This is a genomic window from Methylomicrobium album BG8 (assembly GCF_000214275.2).
GTDB lineage: Bacteria > Pseudomonadota > Gammaproteobacteria > Methylococcales > Methylomonadaceae > Methylomicrobium > Methylomicrobium agile.
Genome location: NZ_CM001475.1, coordinates 749,722 through 766,409 on the forward strand (window position 1 = coordinate 749,722; position 16,688 = coordinate 766,409).

General features: G+C 55.9%; 18 protein-coding genes. 11 read left to right on the top strand and 7 right to left on the bottom strand.

Annotated features, from left to right (window positions below; all coding sequences use genetic code 11):
* Positions 1–16 precede the first annotated feature (16 nt).
* From tnpC to METAL_RS03145, 4 genes are all read right to left on the bottom strand, one after another.
* Entirely contained in the window at positions 17–1,651 is a 1,635-nt protein-coding gene (gene tnpC, locus METAL_RS03125; RefSeq protein ID WP_005368386.1) for an IS66 family transposase, read from the bottom strand.
* A 74-nt stretch (positions 1,652–1,725) separates the two neighbouring features.
* Positions 1,726–2,076, bottom strand: a complete 351-nt coding sequence (tnpB, locus tag METAL_RS03130) for an IS66 family insertion sequence element accessory protein TnpB (protein ID WP_005368390.1) — start codon at positions 2,074–2,076, stop codon at positions 1,726–1,728.
* On the bottom strand, positions 2,064–2,351 hold the full coding sequence (gene tnpA / locus METAL_RS03135; RefSeq protein WP_005368392.1) for an IS66 family insertion sequence element accessory protein TnpA: 288 nt from the start codon (positions 2,349–2,351) through the stop codon (positions 2,064–2,066). The genes tnpB and tnpA overlap by 13 nt, the downstream gene beginning before the upstream one ends.
* 526 nt (positions 2,352–2,877) lie before the next feature.
* Positions 2,878–3,534 (bottom strand): hypothetical protein, encoded by a 657-nt coding sequence (locus METAL_RS03145; RefSeq protein WP_005369546.1) that lies wholly within the window; start codon positions 3,532–3,534, stop codon positions 2,878–2,880.
* Positions 3,535–4,000: 466 nt separating this feature from the next.
* On the opposite strand from METAL_RS03145, the gene ssb reads away from it, so the two are divergent.
* The 4 genes from ssb (at position 4,001) to METAL_RS03165 (ending at position 7,106) form a co-directional block, all read left to right on the top strand.
* Positions 4,001–4,426 (top strand): single-stranded DNA-binding protein, encoded by a 426-nt coding sequence (ssb, locus tag METAL_RS03150; protein ID WP_005369548.1) that lies wholly within the window; start codon positions 4,001–4,003, stop codon positions 4,424–4,426.
* A gap of 175 nt (positions 4,427–4,601) precedes the next feature.
* The gene (gene bet, locus METAL_RS03155) at positions 4,602–5,648 is read left to right on the top strand and encodes a phage recombination protein Bet (RefSeq protein WP_005369549.1); all 1,047 of its coding nucleotides are present in this window, start codon (positions 4,602–4,604) and stop codon (positions 5,646–5,648) included.
* A 121-nt stretch (positions 5,649–5,769) separates the two neighbouring features.
* Positions 5,770–6,102, top strand: coding sequence for a hypothetical protein (locus tag METAL_RS03160; RefSeq protein ID WP_005369551.1), 333 nt, complete (start codon positions 5,770–5,772; stop codon positions 6,100–6,102).
* Positions 6,102–7,106 carry a YqaJ viral recombinase family nuclease gene (locus METAL_RS03165; protein ID WP_005369553.1) on the top strand — a complete coding sequence of 335 codons (1,005 nt, stop codon included), beginning with the start codon at positions 6,102–6,104 and terminating at the stop codon, positions 7,104–7,106. Before METAL_RS03160 ends, METAL_RS03165 begins: the two co-directional genes overlap by 1 nt.
* Before the next feature lie 329 nt (positions 7,107–7,435).
* On the opposite strand, the gene METAL_RS22235 is transcribed toward METAL_RS03165, so the two are convergent.
* Entirely contained in the window at positions 7,436–7,657 is a 222-nt protein-coding gene (locus METAL_RS22235) for a hypothetical protein (protein WP_213069441.1), read from the bottom strand.
* A 148-nt stretch (positions 7,658–7,805) separates the two neighbouring features.
* Between METAL_RS22235 and METAL_RS03175 the strand changes: the two genes are divergently transcribed.
* From METAL_RS03175 to METAL_RS03195, 5 genes are all read left to right on the top strand, one after another.
* Positions 7,806–8,747: an AAA family ATPase gene (locus METAL_RS03175; protein WP_005369556.1), complete on the top strand. Its 942-nt coding sequence runs from the start codon at positions 7,806–7,808 to the stop codon at positions 8,745–8,747.
* 2 nt (positions 8,748–8,749) lie between these two features.
* The gene (locus tag METAL_RS03180; protein WP_005369557.1) at positions 8,750–9,478 is read left to right on the top strand and encodes a hypothetical protein; all 729 of its coding nucleotides are present in this window, start codon (positions 8,750–8,752) and stop codon (positions 9,476–9,478) included.
* Between the two features lie 91 nt (positions 9,479–9,569).
* Positions 9,570–10,919, top strand: a complete 1,350-nt coding sequence (locus METAL_RS03185; RefSeq protein ID WP_005369559.1) for a DUF3150 domain-containing protein — start codon at positions 9,570–9,572, stop codon at positions 10,917–10,919.
* A gap of 90 nt (positions 10,920–11,009) precedes the next feature.
* Positions 11,010–12,794: a VWA domain-containing protein gene (locus tag METAL_RS03190; protein ID WP_005369561.1), complete on the top strand. Its 1,785-nt coding sequence runs from the start codon at positions 11,010–11,012 to the stop codon at positions 12,792–12,794.
* Positions 12,795–13,144: 350 nt separating this feature from the next.
* Entirely contained in the window at positions 13,145–13,681 is a 537-nt protein-coding gene (locus tag METAL_RS03195) for a hypothetical protein (protein WP_005369563.1), read from the top strand.
* On the opposite strand, the gene METAL_RS20390 is transcribed toward METAL_RS03195, so the two are convergent.
* Positions 13,656–14,036: a hypothetical protein gene (locus METAL_RS20390; protein WP_005369565.1), complete on the bottom strand. Its 381-nt coding sequence runs from the start codon at positions 14,034–14,036 to the stop codon at positions 13,656–13,658. The genes METAL_RS03195 and METAL_RS20390 overlap by 26 nt on opposite strands.
* 471 nt (positions 14,037–14,507) lie before the next feature.
* On the opposite strand from METAL_RS20390, the gene METAL_RS19760 reads away from it, so the two are divergent.
* Together METAL_RS19760 and METAL_RS03205 are read left to right on the top strand one after the other, a co-directional pair.
* Positions 14,508–14,858, top strand: coding sequence for a hypothetical protein (locus tag METAL_RS19760; protein WP_005369567.1), 351 nt, complete (start codon positions 14,508–14,510; stop codon positions 14,856–14,858).
* Positions 14,859–15,015: 157 nt separating this feature from the next.
* Positions 15,016–15,516: a hypothetical protein gene (locus tag METAL_RS03205; RefSeq protein ID WP_005369569.1), complete on the top strand. Its 501-nt coding sequence runs from the start codon at positions 15,016–15,018 to the stop codon at positions 15,514–15,516.
* A 111-nt stretch (positions 15,517–15,627) separates the two neighbouring features.
* Here the strand turns inward: METAL_RS03205 and METAL_RS03210 are convergent, their stop codons facing one another.
* Entirely contained in the window at positions 15,628–16,473 is an 846-nt protein-coding gene (locus tag METAL_RS03210) for an SDR family NAD(P)-dependent oxidoreductase (RefSeq protein WP_005369571.1), read from the bottom strand.
* Positions 16,474–16,688: the final 215 nt, after the last annotated feature.

Here is a 16,688-nt window from a genome sequence, read left to right on the forward strand (position 1 = left end):
ACTAAAACGTTATGATTTAATCCGCGAAGCGAAGAGGCAGAAGCTCGTCGATGCGACTGTTGGGCCAAGTTGGGAGCTTTTCCAGGGTTTCTTTTAGCCATACCGCTGGATCGAACCCGTTGAGCTTGGCGGTGCCGAGCAAGGTTTGAATGATGGCGGCACGCTGGCCGGCGCGTTCGGAGCCTACGAACAACCAGTTTTTTTTGCCCAATGCAATCGGACGAATGCTGTTTTCGATCGGGTTATTGTCGATCGGCAGATCACCAGTCTCGGCGTAGCGCGTGAGCGCAGCCCATCGCTTCAAACTGTAGTCGATCGCTTTGGCGGTGGCACTGCCGGGCGCGGTGCGCAAACGGGTTTGCTGAAGCCAGTCGTGGAAGGCTGCCAAGGTCGGCAGCGTTTTTTCGACACGCAGGGCTTGGCGCCCATCGGGCGTTAGGTCACTCCCTTCGGCTTCAATCGCATACAGCACCGCGATGCGGTTCAAGGCTTCGTGCGCGATCGGGCTCTGGCTGGCCTGGAACAAGTCGAAGAATTTCCGCCGTGCATGCGCCCAACAGGCGAGCTCGATGCACGGTTCAAGCAGGCGTTGATCCTCGGGATGCGCGCGGGCGGCCGCAAACAGGGCTTTGTAGCCGGCATAGTCGTCGACGACGAGGTGGCCTTGCCAGTCTTGCAGAAACTGCTGCGCATGCCGGCCGCTGCGGCCGGCTTGATAGTCGAAGACGAGGATCTTCGGTCCCGGCTGCAAGTCGTTGCTGCGATACGCCCACAAATAGGCCTTTTTCGTTTTGCCGTTGCCGGGATCCAATTGCGGCACCGGCGTCTCATCCGCATGCAGGCAATCGCGTTGCAAGAGGTGCCAGGCCAGACGGTCTGCCAAAGGCTCTAAGGCGACGCCGAGGCGTCCGACCCAGTCGGCCAGGGTGGAGCGGGACAAGGTTACGCCGTCGCGGGCAGCGATCTGTTCCAACCGGTACAGCGGCAGGTGATCCAGAAATTTACTGATCATCACCCAACTCAACAAACCGACCGCCGCCATGCCGCCATCGATCACCGCCGGCGGAATCGGCGCCGCGGTCACGGTTTCACAGCGCCGGCAGGCATATTGCGGGCGGATGTGCCGATGCACGAAGAACTTGGCCGGCTCGACGTCCAGTTGCTCGGTCACATCCTCGCCGATCTTGACCAAGTCCCGGCCGCAGTGCCCGCAGGTGCAGGACTCGGGTTCATGCCGGTGCTCGACGCGGGGCAAGTGAGCGGGCAACAGCTGACGACCGGCACGCAGGCGTTTCGGACGAGCCACCGTTGCACAAGGGCTGTCATCCTGCAGTTGCTCGACTTCGGCTTCAATCGCCGAAATATCCGTGTTCCAGGTTTCCTCGAAGACATCCCGCTGCAGCGGAGCCAAGGCTTCGCTCTTGGTACTGAAACGGATGCGCTTGTAATAGGCCAACTCGTGCGTCAGCGCGGCGATTTTGACCTCTTTGGCTTGCAGGCTGGCGTCCTTCGTTTGCAGGAGTTGCTGCTGATTCGCAATGGTTTGAGCATCCTGCGCCGCTTGCTCGACAAGCGTCTGAAGCATTGCCGCGACTTGGGCTTTAGCGGCCGGTTCCAGGTTGAGTTGATCGAGTTCAGCGAGCAAATTCATGGGGGATATTATACCGCACTCATCCCCTGAAAGCCTTGATATGACTGATGTTCAAGAGGATTTTATCGTTAACATCAGACTCGCCATTCCGCCGAGGGTTGAGCCGATAACCGTTGCCAATCGACACCGGCGGCCAACCACTGCCACTGGGCCGGACTGATCGCAAACACCGGATCAGAGGCCTGGGGCCAGACAAAACTGCCTCGATGCAAGCGCCGCTGACAGAGCCACACGCCATTGCCGTCCCACAGCAACAGGCGCAAGCGGTTGCCGGCACGGTTGCGGAAGATGAAGGCCGACCCAGCACACGGCGAATGACCCAGGCTCTGCTGCACGATCGTGGTTAAGCCATCCAGGCCGCGCCGCATGTCGACCGGCGCCACCGCCAGCCAAATCTGTGCCGGGCTCGCGATCAGGCCAGGCATCGCAACAGCTCCGCGAGCCAACTCGCCGGCATCGAAGCCGGCAGTTCCAGGCGATGGCCCTGAGCATGGGTAAAGACAATGACCTCAGTGACAGCCGGTTGAATCTGCACCGGTATCAAGGCCGTCGAATCCTGCTTGGGTAATTTGCGATAATCGCTCAGCCGTGCTGTGAACGTACGGACATTGAGTTGCTGTGCTGCGCAATACGCGGCTTGCGACAAACCACTGCGTTGCCACGCTTCGATATGCTGACGCCATTTCGCTGTGATGGCCATGCTAAAACTCCTGATCAAAAAAATCACAGGATGCCGCAGACGAAAACTATTTTATAGGTGGCTCGGATGGACGCTTACGTTGCTTGTCATATTATTACTGACCGACCGGGACGGCGCGGAATTCTGGCGCTTGGACGATCCCGGTGTAGCTCATGAAATCCCGGATCGCATATTCATACTTACGCCGGATCGCCGTGTAGGTTAGGTTCGCGAACCATTCGACTTCAGGCGGGACGTCCGACAACCGACGAAAACCTTCAGAGGTCAGGAGCCGGCCTTCCGAGCGGAGGGTCTGGATAAAATTTAGGGGCGTTCATTGCAGTATCTTACGCTTGATATAATACGTTTTCGATAGTAAGAAGCACACGCAGGGACGCCTTGCTATCCAATTTTTAACTTGAATAAACGGCTACCGGTTGCCAGATTTTGGTCCTATTTCCCCTAACAACTTTTTTGCGAAGCAGCTAATACGGCCCCAGGCAGGAAGGAATCCCTGCCGACATCCACAAATTTGGAGAGAGACCTTTCAGTTCTCAATAGACTTTTCGTCGGACTCTTTTTCATTGTCGTTTTCTGAGATTGTTTCTGGTTCCGCCAATAACCCCGATTCTTCTCGGGCTGTACGTACTTCATCACCTTTCCCTTGAGCATAAGCCGCCTGATGTGCCCTCTGTTCGATAGAGACAATACGCCGGGCTAAACGGTGTAACCGCTGTTGCCATTGGTACCTCGCGGTTGAGCATTGCTTACTGGTTAATATCTGGCAAAGCCATAGCGTATCCATGGCGATCATCAGTTGATCCAGCAAGCGGATCAACTCCACAAACTGAGCTATCTGCGGTGAGGTGATGCGAGCCTTGAAATCAGTCGGGTGGGTATAGCGTGGCGCTTCAGCAATGCCGTTATCAGCGCAGAGTTTGTCGAGCCGCGCTTTTTCCTGCTGCAGTTGCACGGCACAATCGCCGATCATTTTACTGACGATCTCCTCGATATCATCGATCGCCTGTTCCGCGCCGACGATTCGCAAGGTGACGTCAATCGCATATAGCGAGCGAATCAAGCGGCCATAGCTGCGGCGAATCACCCGAATGGCTTGTTCGCTTTGGATTTTGATAGTGCGTTCGAAAACCGGACGACTGATGGCCGGACGAACGATCTTCTCTGGCACTGTCGTGTCTGCCATGCCTTTTCCTTTCTGTGGTTGCCATATCACACCCGATAGTAAGTTGCTTTGTTCTGGCCACCCCTACAAAAAATCACCGATTGCACGATCTATTGCTGACCGTGATGGGGCGTTATCCGCTTCAATGTTCGGCAATGGCGCTGATTTTCGTTTTTAAATCAGCCTGGCTTTTTCCATGGGTGCTTCTTTGCTGATCAAATGGAAACATAACATTTCATGCCGTCTTACGAGACGCTGTGGACCGACTCTTTGTCGGCGTTCCGCCTTCAGGCGGCGTGGATGATATTCATCGACGGGTCGGGTGCGTTAAGCCCGATGATGTGAATGCAGTGTGCATTTGTTAATCCTGTTCTGGGAGAGCCAATTCCCCGGCCGGGGTGATTCGCCTCCCGAGCATAAAACTCACAGCCGTGCCTGTGGGTTTAATTCAGTCTTGATCCGGGCACGGACGGAGGAGGTTAGCCGTATGGCAAGTCGCGGTGTTAACAAAGTCATCCTGGTCGGCAACTTGGGCGCCAATCCCGATATCCGGTTTTTAGCCAATGGCGACCGGGTCACGGTGATTCGTCTGGCAACGGGCGAAGTCTGGAAAGATCAAAACGGCACACACCAGGAGCGCACCGAATGGCATCAGGTGGTGTTTTATCGCCGCCTGGCTGAAATCGCCGGTGAATTACTGAGGAAAGGCAGCAAGATCTACGTCGAAGGCAGTTTGCGAACCCAGCAATGGGAGAAAGACGGTGAGAAACGCACTACCACCGAAGTGGTCGCCAACGATCTGCAAATCCTGAATAGGGCAAACGCTCACGAGGCGGCTGTCGGGAACAGCGATCAGCAGAATTTCGCCAAGCCTCGGCAACACCGCTCGTACTCATCGGCTCGATGCGGATGAGATGGACGGTGATCAATTTGTGAATTAATTCTTCAACTCACAGAAAAAGCTTTTCATCTCGAGTATTCAATAATCCTGCCGTTGCAGCGCTCGCTGTCTCGGTATTTTTTAACCCCATGGGGACGTCATTCCCCGTCTGGGGCATTGCGTCCTCACTTTATCAAGGAGAAACGCAATGAGCTATCCCTCCAAAAACACGCAGCCAAAAACCCGGAACCTGCCGATGCCGGTCGACGCGCATCAGGTTTATGGTCTCTCGGAGCAATCCTGGAAAGTCCTCACCGAAGTGACCTTTCCGACGGCCAAAACCCCGGAAGCCATCATGATGGCGCTGGATTACTGCAGGGCCCGCAAGCTCGATATTTTCAAAAAACCCGTGCATATCGTGCCGATGTGGAGCACCGCCCTGGGACGCAATGTGGAAACTGTCTGGCCATCGATTATGGAAATACAGACCACGGCAACCCGGACCGGGCTTTGGGCGGGCATGGATCGGCCGGTCTGGGGGCCCGATGTCACTCACACCTTTACCGGCAAATTCAAAGACGACACCGATACCTGGCAGGAAAGCACAGTCACCGTGACTTTTCCCGAATGGGTAGCAGTGACGGTTTACCGTCTGGTCGGCGGCCGCCGCTGCGCCTTTACCGAAGAAGTGTACTGGATGGAGGCCTACAGCACCGCGGGCGGTAAAAACTCCCAGCTGCCGACGGCCATGTGGATTAAACGGCCCAAGGGCCAGTTAGGGAAATGCGGTAAAGCCGCCTCGCTGCGCGCCGCCTTTCCGGAGGAGTGCGGTTATGCCGCCGAGGAAATGGACGGCAAAAGCCTGGACGAGCTGAACGACGGGGCCGTGATAAACGGCAGTGCCAGCCGACTCGATGCGATCGATGGCGGGACTGATGCCGACACCGGTCCCCGTGTGATCGATCTGTCGCTGATCAGCCCCAAGGTCCAGAAAGCGGTCGCGGAACTGGTCAGGCGCACGGCCATGGCCGGTGCCTGGAAAGCCGCCTACGACTACGCCAACCACAAGTTCGCCGGGCTGGAATTGACCTATGCCATTACCGAACTGGACCAAGCGTCGCAGGCGGCGAAAGCGGCATCGAATGCCTTCGATCCGGGAAATCAGGCCATCGACGAAGCTTTGATGCCGCCCGTGTCCACGGTAGCCTCGGAAGCCTTGCATAAGGCCCGTGAGACCTTGGGTTCGTTACGCTAATCGAGGTCAAGCCTTTACATTTTACGCCGGTTTACTCAGCCGGTCATTATCCACCCTTCCAGGGCGTCATGTTTCGCCCATGGGGTGAATTTCATGACGTCCTGCACTAAGAGGAGATGTCATGAACGCCATCGATCAATCATTCAATCGAATACCCTGCCATACGGACTGGCATCGCTACGATTCGCCCACGGTGATCCGCCGGCATGGCCGCAGTTTTTTGGAACGGGCCTGGAAACCCGAAGGAACAGTCAAAAACACCGCTACGTTATCGAAAGACCAGCTTCATAGCTTGGTCGAGAGCTATGGCGGTCACTGTGTGACGACGTCAGATTCCGTTCTGCTGATCTTTGATGACTATCACTGGACTCGCCGTTGTGATGCGCAGCTCGTCAAGCTCGGGCAATCGACGTTGCGTTGGGGCTGTTACATCCAACTGCACGGAGTGGAGTGATGAAAGTCATCAATAATGTTTCGCAGCGCTCGCCCGAATGGCGGTTGTGGCGGTCACAAGGCGTTAGCGCCAGTGAGGCGGCGATCATCATGAACCGCTCGCCGTACAAGACGCCCTGGCGGCTATGGGCGGAGAAGAAAGGACTCGTGCTGGAACAGACGCTGGAAAATAATCCGTTGATTCGCCTCGGACTCGAATACGAGCCTCAAGCGCTGCAACGTTTTGAGGATAAGCACGATGTGCTGTTATTGCCGCTCTGCGGTGAGTCGGAGCGCTATCCTCTGATGCGGGCGTCATTCGATGGCTTGTCCGAAAGCCAAGAGCCCGTGGAAGTGAAATGTCCGCATGAATCCACTTTTCTGGATGTACTGTTAAACCGCGAGCAGTCGGCGGCCTATCAACTGTATTGGTGCCAGGTGCAACAGCAGCTCCTGGTCGCCGAAGCCGCACGCGGGTTTTTGTTTTTTTATCACCAGGGGCAAGATGTGGAGTTCGTGATCGAGCGTGATGAAGCTTTTCTCATACAGTTGATCGAAACGGCCATGGATTTCTGGTCGGCCGTCAAAACCGGACGGGAGCCGAAAAAAGATCCGGAACGCGATCTTTATCTGCCCCAAGGAGATGACGAACAACAGTGGCAGCGATTGGCCGCTGACTATCGCCAGAATGCGGAGAAGATCGACGACATCAAAGCCCAGCTCAAAGCGATGGAATTGCAGCAAGCCACGATCGAACACACGCTGGTCGGCTTGATGGGACACTTCCTGGCGGCCGAGCACTCCGGACTGCGGGTCAGCCGCTTTCAGGTGCAGGGGAGCATTGATTACAAAGCGGTCCTTAACGCCATGCTGCCGGAGGTGGGGGAATCGGCGCTGGAACCCTACCGGAAAAAACCCTCCGAGCGAGTTCGCATCACCTGTCGCGATGACGACGGCAACCGCGCCGAAGTGCCTTTCGATGCCGAGGCGTTGAAAGACCTGGCCGGTGTCGATTACTGGTTTTGAAGGTTGTCTTTGATGGAACGGGACCCCTGCATGGCCTTTCAGGCCTGCGGGGCGTCCTGATCCTTTAGCGGGGACCGGCATCGCCAAGGGTGTCAGTTTGCTCAGCCAATTTTTCCGGTTTTTCCTCTGACCTTGCGCGCCAAGGTCAGAGGAAAAGCCAGAACATTCAGGCGTTCCTTTCGAGGAACCCCGAATCCGGCGCTTGCCGGCGTTCCGCTGTAGAGCGGCAGGAAAGGTTACCCCTTTCTTGGGTCAGGTGCGTCAAGCCTGATGTTGTCGTCCCGTCGGGGTTCATCGCCCCGCCGGGTCATGGTGGCCCCTTGTTTTAATTAGAGGAGGTCCCTCATGAACAAAGACTTTTGGAAAACCTTGTATGCCTGGTTGGAAACGGCCAGTCTGGAAGAGATCAAGGCTAAACAGCAATGCGTGCGGCAACTGCTGAGTGAAAGCCGCGACCGCGACTTGAAAGCCGACATTCGCCGGATTTTGCGCTTTATGGACGCAGAGATTCTCGCCCGCGCCGAGCTGGCGAATATCATGCGCTTGTCCATGGCCCACTGATCTCGATTTCTTTACGTTTACTCATCATTCATCCCCTGGATTGCCAGGGAATTTACTCACCCGAAGGGGACACAGCACCCTTCAGGGGCATGGTGTGTCTCCGGTTTCGGGTTTCAACCCAAACTTAAGGAGTCCACCATGATGCAACAGTATTCCATTGCCGACACCTTCGGCATTGCCGCACCCGCTTCGATGAAAGTGGAGGGTTTTAGCTCGGCGCACAATCCGTATGTGCCGATCAAAAAGTCCTATGTGTTTCGCAAGGATCATCTGCGCGATGTCCTGGCGTTTCTGGGCTCGGCCAATGGCGATGGTTTGTATCTGACCGGTCCCACCGGCTCCGGCAAAACGTCGCTCTTGGAACAAGTGGCCGCCCGGCTGCAGTGGGGCGTCCATTCCGTCACCGGACACGGCCGCCTGGAACTGAACGATTTGCTCGGCCAGTACATGCTGGTCGATGGCGGCGCCATGAAATGGATCGACGGTCCGTTGACGCGGGCGGTTCGTCTCGGACACATCTTGTTGATCAATGAAATCGATGCGGTCGATCCGGCCGAATTGATCGGTTTGAACGAAGTCGTTGAAGGCAAGCCGTTGACGATTCCGCAGACCGGGGACGTGATCCTACCGCATCCCAAGTTTCGGCTGGTCGCCACCGGCAACAGTCAGGGTGCAGGCGATCCGTCGGGTTTGTATCAGGGCGTATTGAGACAGAACCTGGCCTTTCTGGACCGGTTTCGTTTGATGGAAGTGGGGTATCCCGAGCCCGAAGACGAAATGAAACTCCTGGCCGACGTTGTGCCGAGCATGCCGGAAACGCTGCGCGAAAGCATGATCAAAGTCGCCAATCAGATCCGCAAGGTCTTCATGGGCGGCCAGGATGGGGCGGGCATGTTGTCGGTCACGCTGTCGACCCGCGGTTTAGTGCGGTGGGCGACACTGGTGGCGACCTTTAAAAGTGCCCCCAATGCCTTGGCCTATTCGTTGGACAGAGCCTTGACTTTCCGGGCGGAAGCGTCGGAACGCGAAGCGATTCATCGCATCGCCAAGGACGTGTTCGGCGATGACTGGCAGGTGTAGTCATGGCAGCGTGGCGTTTATACCGTTATCGCCACAGCGATGGCCGCTCGAAAGACTGGGCGGTCAGGGCGAATGCGGACGGTGCGATCACGACTCGATGGGGCAGAACCGCAGCGCGTCTGCCTGGGGTGAGTACCCGAAGGGGTGTGAGGCTATTCGATCTCGAAAAGCAAAAACAGGCCAAAGGCTATGTATTCGTCGCCGAGGTGGAGATCGACAGCGAAGGACACGTGCTTTTTCCTGATCCAGCCAAGCCCGATCCACCGGCTACTTCGGGTGGAGCCTTGTATTGGCATATCGATTGCCGGGCCAGTCAGGAGACCTGCTTGGCCTTGGCCAGCGAAATCAGGCGTCTGATCGATGCGATTCAGTCCTTGCCGGACTATGCCGTGATGCCCCATCCCCTCTGGGAAGGCTGGCAGCGGTTGAGCGATCTGGCACTGGGCGCCGAGCCGTTTTCGCAAAGCGGCCAGATCAAACCCGGCCATGGCATTCTGCCCTGGTTGTTTTTGATGGCGTTAAAACAGCAAGCCTTTGCCGGCGTTGAGATCGGTATAGCCACGGAAAGCAGCCGCGAGGTATCCGCCGATCTGAAGGCTGAACAGGACGTGTTGGATTTTTTCGGCACGAATCTCGACCAAATCAGAGCAACGGCTGAAATGTTAGGTTTACTGAAACCCCGGTTGAATCTGGCCTCGGTTTTATCCGATACAGACGATCGTTGGTTTTAGAAAGTTAATCCTGTTCATTTTTACTTTAACCCGGAAGGGGCGAACCTGCCCATCCGGGCCGGCTGCGCCTCTTTCTCCCAAGGAGGTTTTTATGATCCAAGCAGCCAATATCATTTTAGACCGCGTCGTGTTGGTGAAAGTCGAAGCCAACATTTACGGCGCCCGCAAAAAACTGAAAAAGGAAGACCTGGTGCTCGCCGACGGCAGCAAATTGCCGCCCGAGGATTTGGCCAGTCTGGGTTCCAAGCGTCTGCTCGATCCGGACCGGCTGACGGTGTTCAATCGCCTGAAAAAGGAAGCCGAACGCATCTGTTTGCGGGTCGGTACCCGGTTTTTGGGCGGTTTTGCGATTCCCAGCGAATCGGCCGCCGGCATTACCCTCGAACTCGAACGGATTGCCCAGGACTTTGCCAGCGCCAAAGCGGAGTTTTTGGCCGGCTACGATGCTGCGGTGACGGACTGGGTAGTTCGCCATCCGGAATTTGCCGGCATTATCGAGCAAGCGGTGGATTCGGTGGAGTTCGTCTCGACGCGCTTGTCATTTGACTATTTAATCGTTACGGTCGGCGTGCCGGATACGTTGCCAGCGGAAGACATTGCGCGCCTGGAAACCAAAATCGGTACCTTGAGCGAGCAGATGTTCTATGAAATCTCGGTAGAAGCCAATCACTTGATCGAGCAATCGTTATTGGGTAAGGATCAGGTCACGCGCAATGCGCTCCGTCCGATTCGCCGCATGCGCGACAAACTCGATGGCTTGGGCTTTCTCGATTACCGGGTGGCGCCCGTGGTCGGCACCATCGATGCGCTATTGGCCAGGATTCCTGACAAAGGCGCGATTACGGGCAGTATCCTGCAGGAGATTCTCGCCACCGCCATGCTGTTGGCCGATCCGGACAAAACCCGCCGCCACGGCGAAGGGCTGCTGGCCGAGCAGAGTCATGCGATGGACGATGACGGCCGGGAAGTGGAGGATGATCTTGTGGAACACTCTGATTTGCGGGCAACGGCGGATCAGTCTTTACTGCTGCCGCTTTTATCACCGCCAGTTCTGTCTGACTGTGACATCGGCGTGGCTTACAGATCGGATGATCAAACCACCGCAGTCGAGACTGAGGAAGGCGGGAGCACGATCGCATCCCGAGAAAATAACGAAGCCAGTCCGGACAGCGATCTGTTTTCCGGGTTGTTCGATGGCATTTTCGAGGACGAGGGGGCAGGGGATATGGAATTCAACGATCTTCAAACGGAGAGTTTGGACGAACCCGCCCATCTGGCCGAAAGCACGGGACAGCCGTCAAATCCCACTGTTCTTGCAGCCGTAACCATCGGGGCGTCCAATCCGGACAAGTCAAGATTGTCTCACGCCGAACCGGAAACGGTGATGACGGTAGACGATGATAATGATGAGACGGGTACAGACCCCGATTATTGGTTTTAACGGATAGCATTCATTTATTTGATACCCAACGGGGGCAGTTCATCGTCCCTTTTGGGGCGGTGGCTTGTCCCTCACTTTTAGGAGCAAGCCATGAGAAATAACACCTTACATCACGCGTTTCCGATTGTGGCGGCCGCCATCGGTAACCGCTTCGGCATTCAGGTCAAAGTGGGCGGCGATCAAGCCTATACCGACGGCAAGTTGATTCAATTGCCGGCTTATAACGGCAATGATCCCGATTATCAGGATTATGCCTGGGGATTGTTGGCGCACGAAGCCGCGCATCTTCGCTATTCCGATTTTACCCTGGTCTATGGGCAGTCGGTTTTGCGACGGCGGCTGTGTGGCGCCATTGAAGATGTCCGCATCGAATACGAGCTGGCCAAGGTCTTTCCCGGGACCCGGCTCACCCTGCGTACCGTGATTGAAAAAATGATCGCGAACGGCGGCTTTGCCGCCGCCCATCAGGACGATCATCCGGCCAACGTGTTGTATGGCTATGTGCTGAAAAGCCTGAGGGCACGCGTGCTCGGTCAGACGGCTCTGAATCCTTTGGTCGAAATCAGCGAACAGGTGCTGAAATCGCTTTTTCCGGCCGGCGCGTTGATACGACTGAAAGGACTGTTATCCGAAGTCCCGGACAGTTTGGCATCGGAAACCGATTGTCTGCACCTGGCGGATCGCATCCTGACCCTCATTGAACAGGAATGTGAGAAGCCCGCACAGGAAGACACGCCGCAACAGCAAACTCAATCGACTCAGGAAGATTCTGATATCGAAGCGAGTGTGAGCAAGGGCGAGACTGAGCCTGACGATGATCATTATCGTTCGGGTACAAACACGGATGATGCTGATTCTTCAGCGGGATCTTCCGGCCCAGACGAAGTCGCCGATAACGATGACATGGCCGGCATGGATCTCATGCCCAGCCAGATGGCTGACAAGGAATTGGCCGGGCAAGAAGACGGACCGGACTACCCGTCTTTGATGGCAACGCTGCAATCGGCCTCAGATGCTGATTTCGACCGCGACGTTTTTGAGGTGGTCAAGTCCGCTTTGGCGCTGGACGATCGGGATGCGCCTGAGACGGTGATGCCGGTCGGGCTCAAGCCGCTGGGTAATGCAGCGGCAGGCCTGAACCTGCTCAACCACGTGCAAAGCGAATCAGTGAAAATTCGTGCCGCCTTGCAAGGCTGGGTGCAATCGCAAAGTCTCGATCGAAGCCATCCCGTAGGCCGGGGCCGGCGCGTGATCGGTCGGCGGCTTCCTCAACTTGCTCTGGGCGATCCCCGGGTATTTGCGCGGCGTGTGGTCAAACCCGCGCCGAATACCGCCATCCATCTGCTGCTGGACAAGTCCGAGAGCATGGATGAACCGGTGTGGGGCGGTAAGCATCAGTCCGTGACAAATCGGTTATCGATCGCCTTGGAAGCGTCCATGGCACTGGCCTTGGCATTCGAGGGCATTGCGGGCGTTAATCTCGGCATGACGGCCTTTCCAGGAATGGACGACACCTCGGTGTTTCGTTTGCTGGAGCATGGCGAACGCGTTCGCGCAAATTCGGCGGCGTTTTCGTTACGAGCCGGCGGCACGACGCCGATGACGGAAGCCGTCTGGTTTGCCGCCGCGGCGTTGCTCCGTTGCCGGGAACCGCGCAAGGTGTTGCTGGTGATGACCGACGGTCAGCCCAACGACATCCTGAGCACGCTGGAGATTTTGCAGCGGTGCCGTAACAGCGGGATTGAGACCGTGGGCGTGGGCTTAGGCCTTGATGTCAGTCATCTGTTTCCGGTGGCGATCATGATCAACGAACTGAGAGAACTCAGAACGCAATTGTTCGAGTTATCGAAGGCGGTGCTGTTAGCGGCGGCCTAAATACCAGGTCGTTATCCGTAGCCCAATCCCTGAGCCTACGCAAAGGGATTGTGGCTATGAATAGCCGATTGGCCCGTGCATTTTTCCCATGCTCTTGCACAGAATGAGAGCATCGGAAAAACAGACATTTCATGCATTCGTTCGAGAATGCTGAATCCGGCGTTGGCCGGCGTACCGTTAGCAGGCGGCGCATAGCCTCATCTATGCGGGTCGGGTGCGTTAAGCCCGATGTTCAAGCGCATTTTGCAACCTTAAATGTATTCCACTCAATCCCGCTTCGGGCGATCATCGCCCGCGGGGCGACGGTTCATTCGAAGACCGGTGTTTAACTTTCAAACAGGAGACCTTCAATGAACTTTATCTTTGGCATCATCATCGTGGCGATGTTCATCCTCGCGCTGCGGGTGATCTGGGCAACGGCCTTTCAACTACTCGTGATCGTTAAAAGCGGTTTATCCGCCATACTCGGTCATTATATGCAACGGTCGGCCAGAAAGGCCGTGCCGGTCGTCCTGCCTCGCATCAGCCAAGAGGTCGATTGGGAGGCGATGTCGGAAACGGTGCGCCGGGAAATACAACGGCGCAACAGCGGTTCAGGCAATGAACTGGATCGACTGGAGCTTCAATATCAAGCCAAACAGAAAACCATCAAGTTATATGAGGCGGAAATTGAAATCGCCAAGCTGGAACGGGAATTACACAAGATCAAACCGGTGGACGTGAGTCCCGAACCGGAAGTCAAAAAACGCCGCAAGGCTAAAACCCAGCCGGCTCAGGCGGTCACAGACGACCATTCATCCAAAACCGCCCAGCAGGTTTTTCAACTCAGGGAAGCCTTGAAGGGTGGCGGAGCGACGCCACCTAATAATCAGCCCGCCCGCCATTGAACACCTGCAAGGGTGCGCCGGTTCGCGTATTAGCTGCGCGAACCGGGCTATCGAGGGTAGGGGAGTCAATTGGAAAGACCCAACTGCCTTCCGGCAACAGCGATAACAGGTCGCTCTGGGTCTCGCGTCTGAGTTGTCGGATTCGACATAAAAAGGGCCAGGCTTGCTCCGGGTTGTCAATTCGGCTCAACACCTCGGCTTCTACCGCATCGAGTTTTTTGAAAATGTGTTCGCACTGTTGAACGGTGTTGAGTCGCTCATCGACCGGAATTGCCATCGGTTTAGGCGGCTGATGTCGAGTCTCTGTCCGGTTAGGACTGAGAAAATCAAAAATGCGCAATATCGGCTCAAACATGGCTTATTTCCCGTTAATTCGTGAAAGATAGCAACAATATAACCTTTTTTATGCAAAATCAAGCGGGCTGAGCAGGCTGTTTTTTGGTCTTATCCGCTTCAATTATCCGGCCGGAACAGCCATCCTGACGGATGGGTTTCCTGCCACATACTTTTGGAGATCACTCATGTCACAATCCCGTATTCCTATCAGCCAAGCAATGTCTGATGACACGATAGCCCGATACCGCAATGATTACCGCTGCCCGGATTGCCTGCTCGATGGGCAGGATGAAGGGGACGGCGCTTGTAATGATCGCTGCCCGGGGTGTCACCAAGAAATCGTCCCGCTACACAGCGAAGACATTGCACTTTAACCTGGCGGGAACCTTCGTTCCATGGGGAAGAGGCTTACCGTCGATCATCGTGGAGAATAGCCATGACGCAACACTTTGTCGTCTCGTAGGAAATCGATGATGTCCACCGTGTCTCGGTGGGTATTGAAGCGGAGAGTCCCGAAGCGGCCCAACAGATCGCCGAGCAGGCGTTCAATGAGGCCCCGATCTGGGATGATACCGCGGCGATGCCGTTATTGGCCGACGATTACCAGGAGTCGGGTGATGAGAGGTTGGTTTGGGAAGGCGTGGCAGTCGAACGATGGCCGGCTCCCGACACCTCGGTACAACAACTGAAAAAGGAGCAGGCGGCGATGCAGGTCTGCCGAGGACTGGTCGAAGCCTATCGACAGGGCGAAGCCAACGGAGGCAGTATCCACTGGGAAGATTTAGATCAGTGGGTGCCTTTGGCACGGCAAGCCTTGGGCAAGAGCGCGTTGCCAACCTGAGTCATTCAGTCGATGGTTGGCTAAAACAGCGTGAATCGTCACAAACCGAGTTAGCTCCGTCATTTGACACGGGGTCCTTTTTATCAACCCAGTCGGGAATGTCTCATTCCCGACCGGGGATTCATGACGTTTCCGTTTTTTTATTGAGGAGATCATCATGAATTCAAATATCTTCGAACATCGCTTCGGCAATGGCCAGAGCGTTCACTATCGCCGGTTGCCATCCGGCACCTGTTATCATGCCGAGACACCGGAACCGGTCATCGAGCTGTTGGAACAGTTGCGGCAATGTCGGCGCAAGATCCGTCTGTTTTACGGCGATCCAGAAACCGGTCAGTCCTGGCACGAGGAACACGATATCATCGGCTGCATAGGCCGGTCGAGGGGTTTCATCAAAGTCCCGTTACTGGTCGAGTCCGGCGAAATCGGCGGACCGGCATTGCTGGATCATTGCATCATCCGCATCGATACCCCGCGCAAGGTACTCTATCAGCATGCGACGTTTCGGGTGGGCGACGTTACCCTGGTCAAGGGCGCTCTGCAACGCTTGCCATGGGAAGTATGGATCGACGATGTCGTGCATGCGCGGTTTCAGTCCAAACTTGAGGCCCAGCAGTATCGGGATTTCATGCAAGGGCATCGGTTTGCACGGCGTTAGCACCGGATCAAACCGACATGACACGGGGTTTACTGTGTGTATTCATCCATTCCTTGCGGGATACGCCATCCCGCCGGGATGGGTGATCAAGCATCCTGCAAAAATCGCTGGTTAGCGCCGGAGTTTACCGTTTGAGTAGTTGGCGCATAGCTCATAGAGGGTGCGTACCGCCTGCCTGTCGCGGCTGAAAGCGCAGTTGGACTCGCACCTGTGCTCGAAATAGCGTCCGGTAGATTGCTGGCCGACGGGATGGGTCGCCAGCCAGACAGGCGTCGCAGCCCCCTGGTCCGGCGTTTCGTGACCTCCGAACCCCAGATTATGGCTTAATGTCGAATGGACGTCGCCGGGATGGCAGGCATTGACGCTGATGCGGTAAGGCGCGAGCGTTTCAGCAAAGGCAGCGCTCAGCATGCGGTCGGCCTGTTTGGACTGACGGTAGGCGGTGTCGTTGTCGTAGCGTCGGCGGACAAATTCCAAATCGTTTAAATCCAGGCCGCCGGCCCAGTAGCTGGCGACATTGACGACACGCGCGGGTGCAGATGTTTTTAAAACCGGCGTGAATGCCTCGGTTAACCAAAAATAACCGAGCACATTGGTGGCAAACTGCATTTCGATGCCCTCGGGCGTCTCCTGCCGGGTGCGCGGCGTGCAGGCGGCATTGTTGATCAAGACGTGCAGGGGACCTGTCCAGCGCGCCACCAGTCCGCGGATGTCATCCTGCCGGCTCAAGTCGGCAAGTTCATAACGCACCCTGGAATTTCCTGTCGAATCGACGATTTCCTTGACCGCCTGTTTGGCCTTATCTTGATGGCGGCAGACCAGCACGACCTCGGAATCCGGGGTTGCAGCCAATTGCCGGGCAATGGCTTGACCCATCGCGCCGGTCGCGCCGGTGACCAGAAAGACCTTGGCTTCGGCATTTCGGTTGTTTGAAGAAGGTGAGGGGAAAGCCATCATTTCAAAACCTCAGCGCATTGATTTGGAATTTACCATGTTACTTTTGAAACAAAATACAAAAATGCCGGAACGGTTATACGGAAAAATGCAGATGCTATCTATTGACCTTTAGAAGGAAGTCAATATCCGGGACTGATTGTCAGTCCTGTCTCTATAATAAATTTCATAAGGCTCAGTGGCGATAAAATTTTGATCACCTCTCATTCGCACAGGTT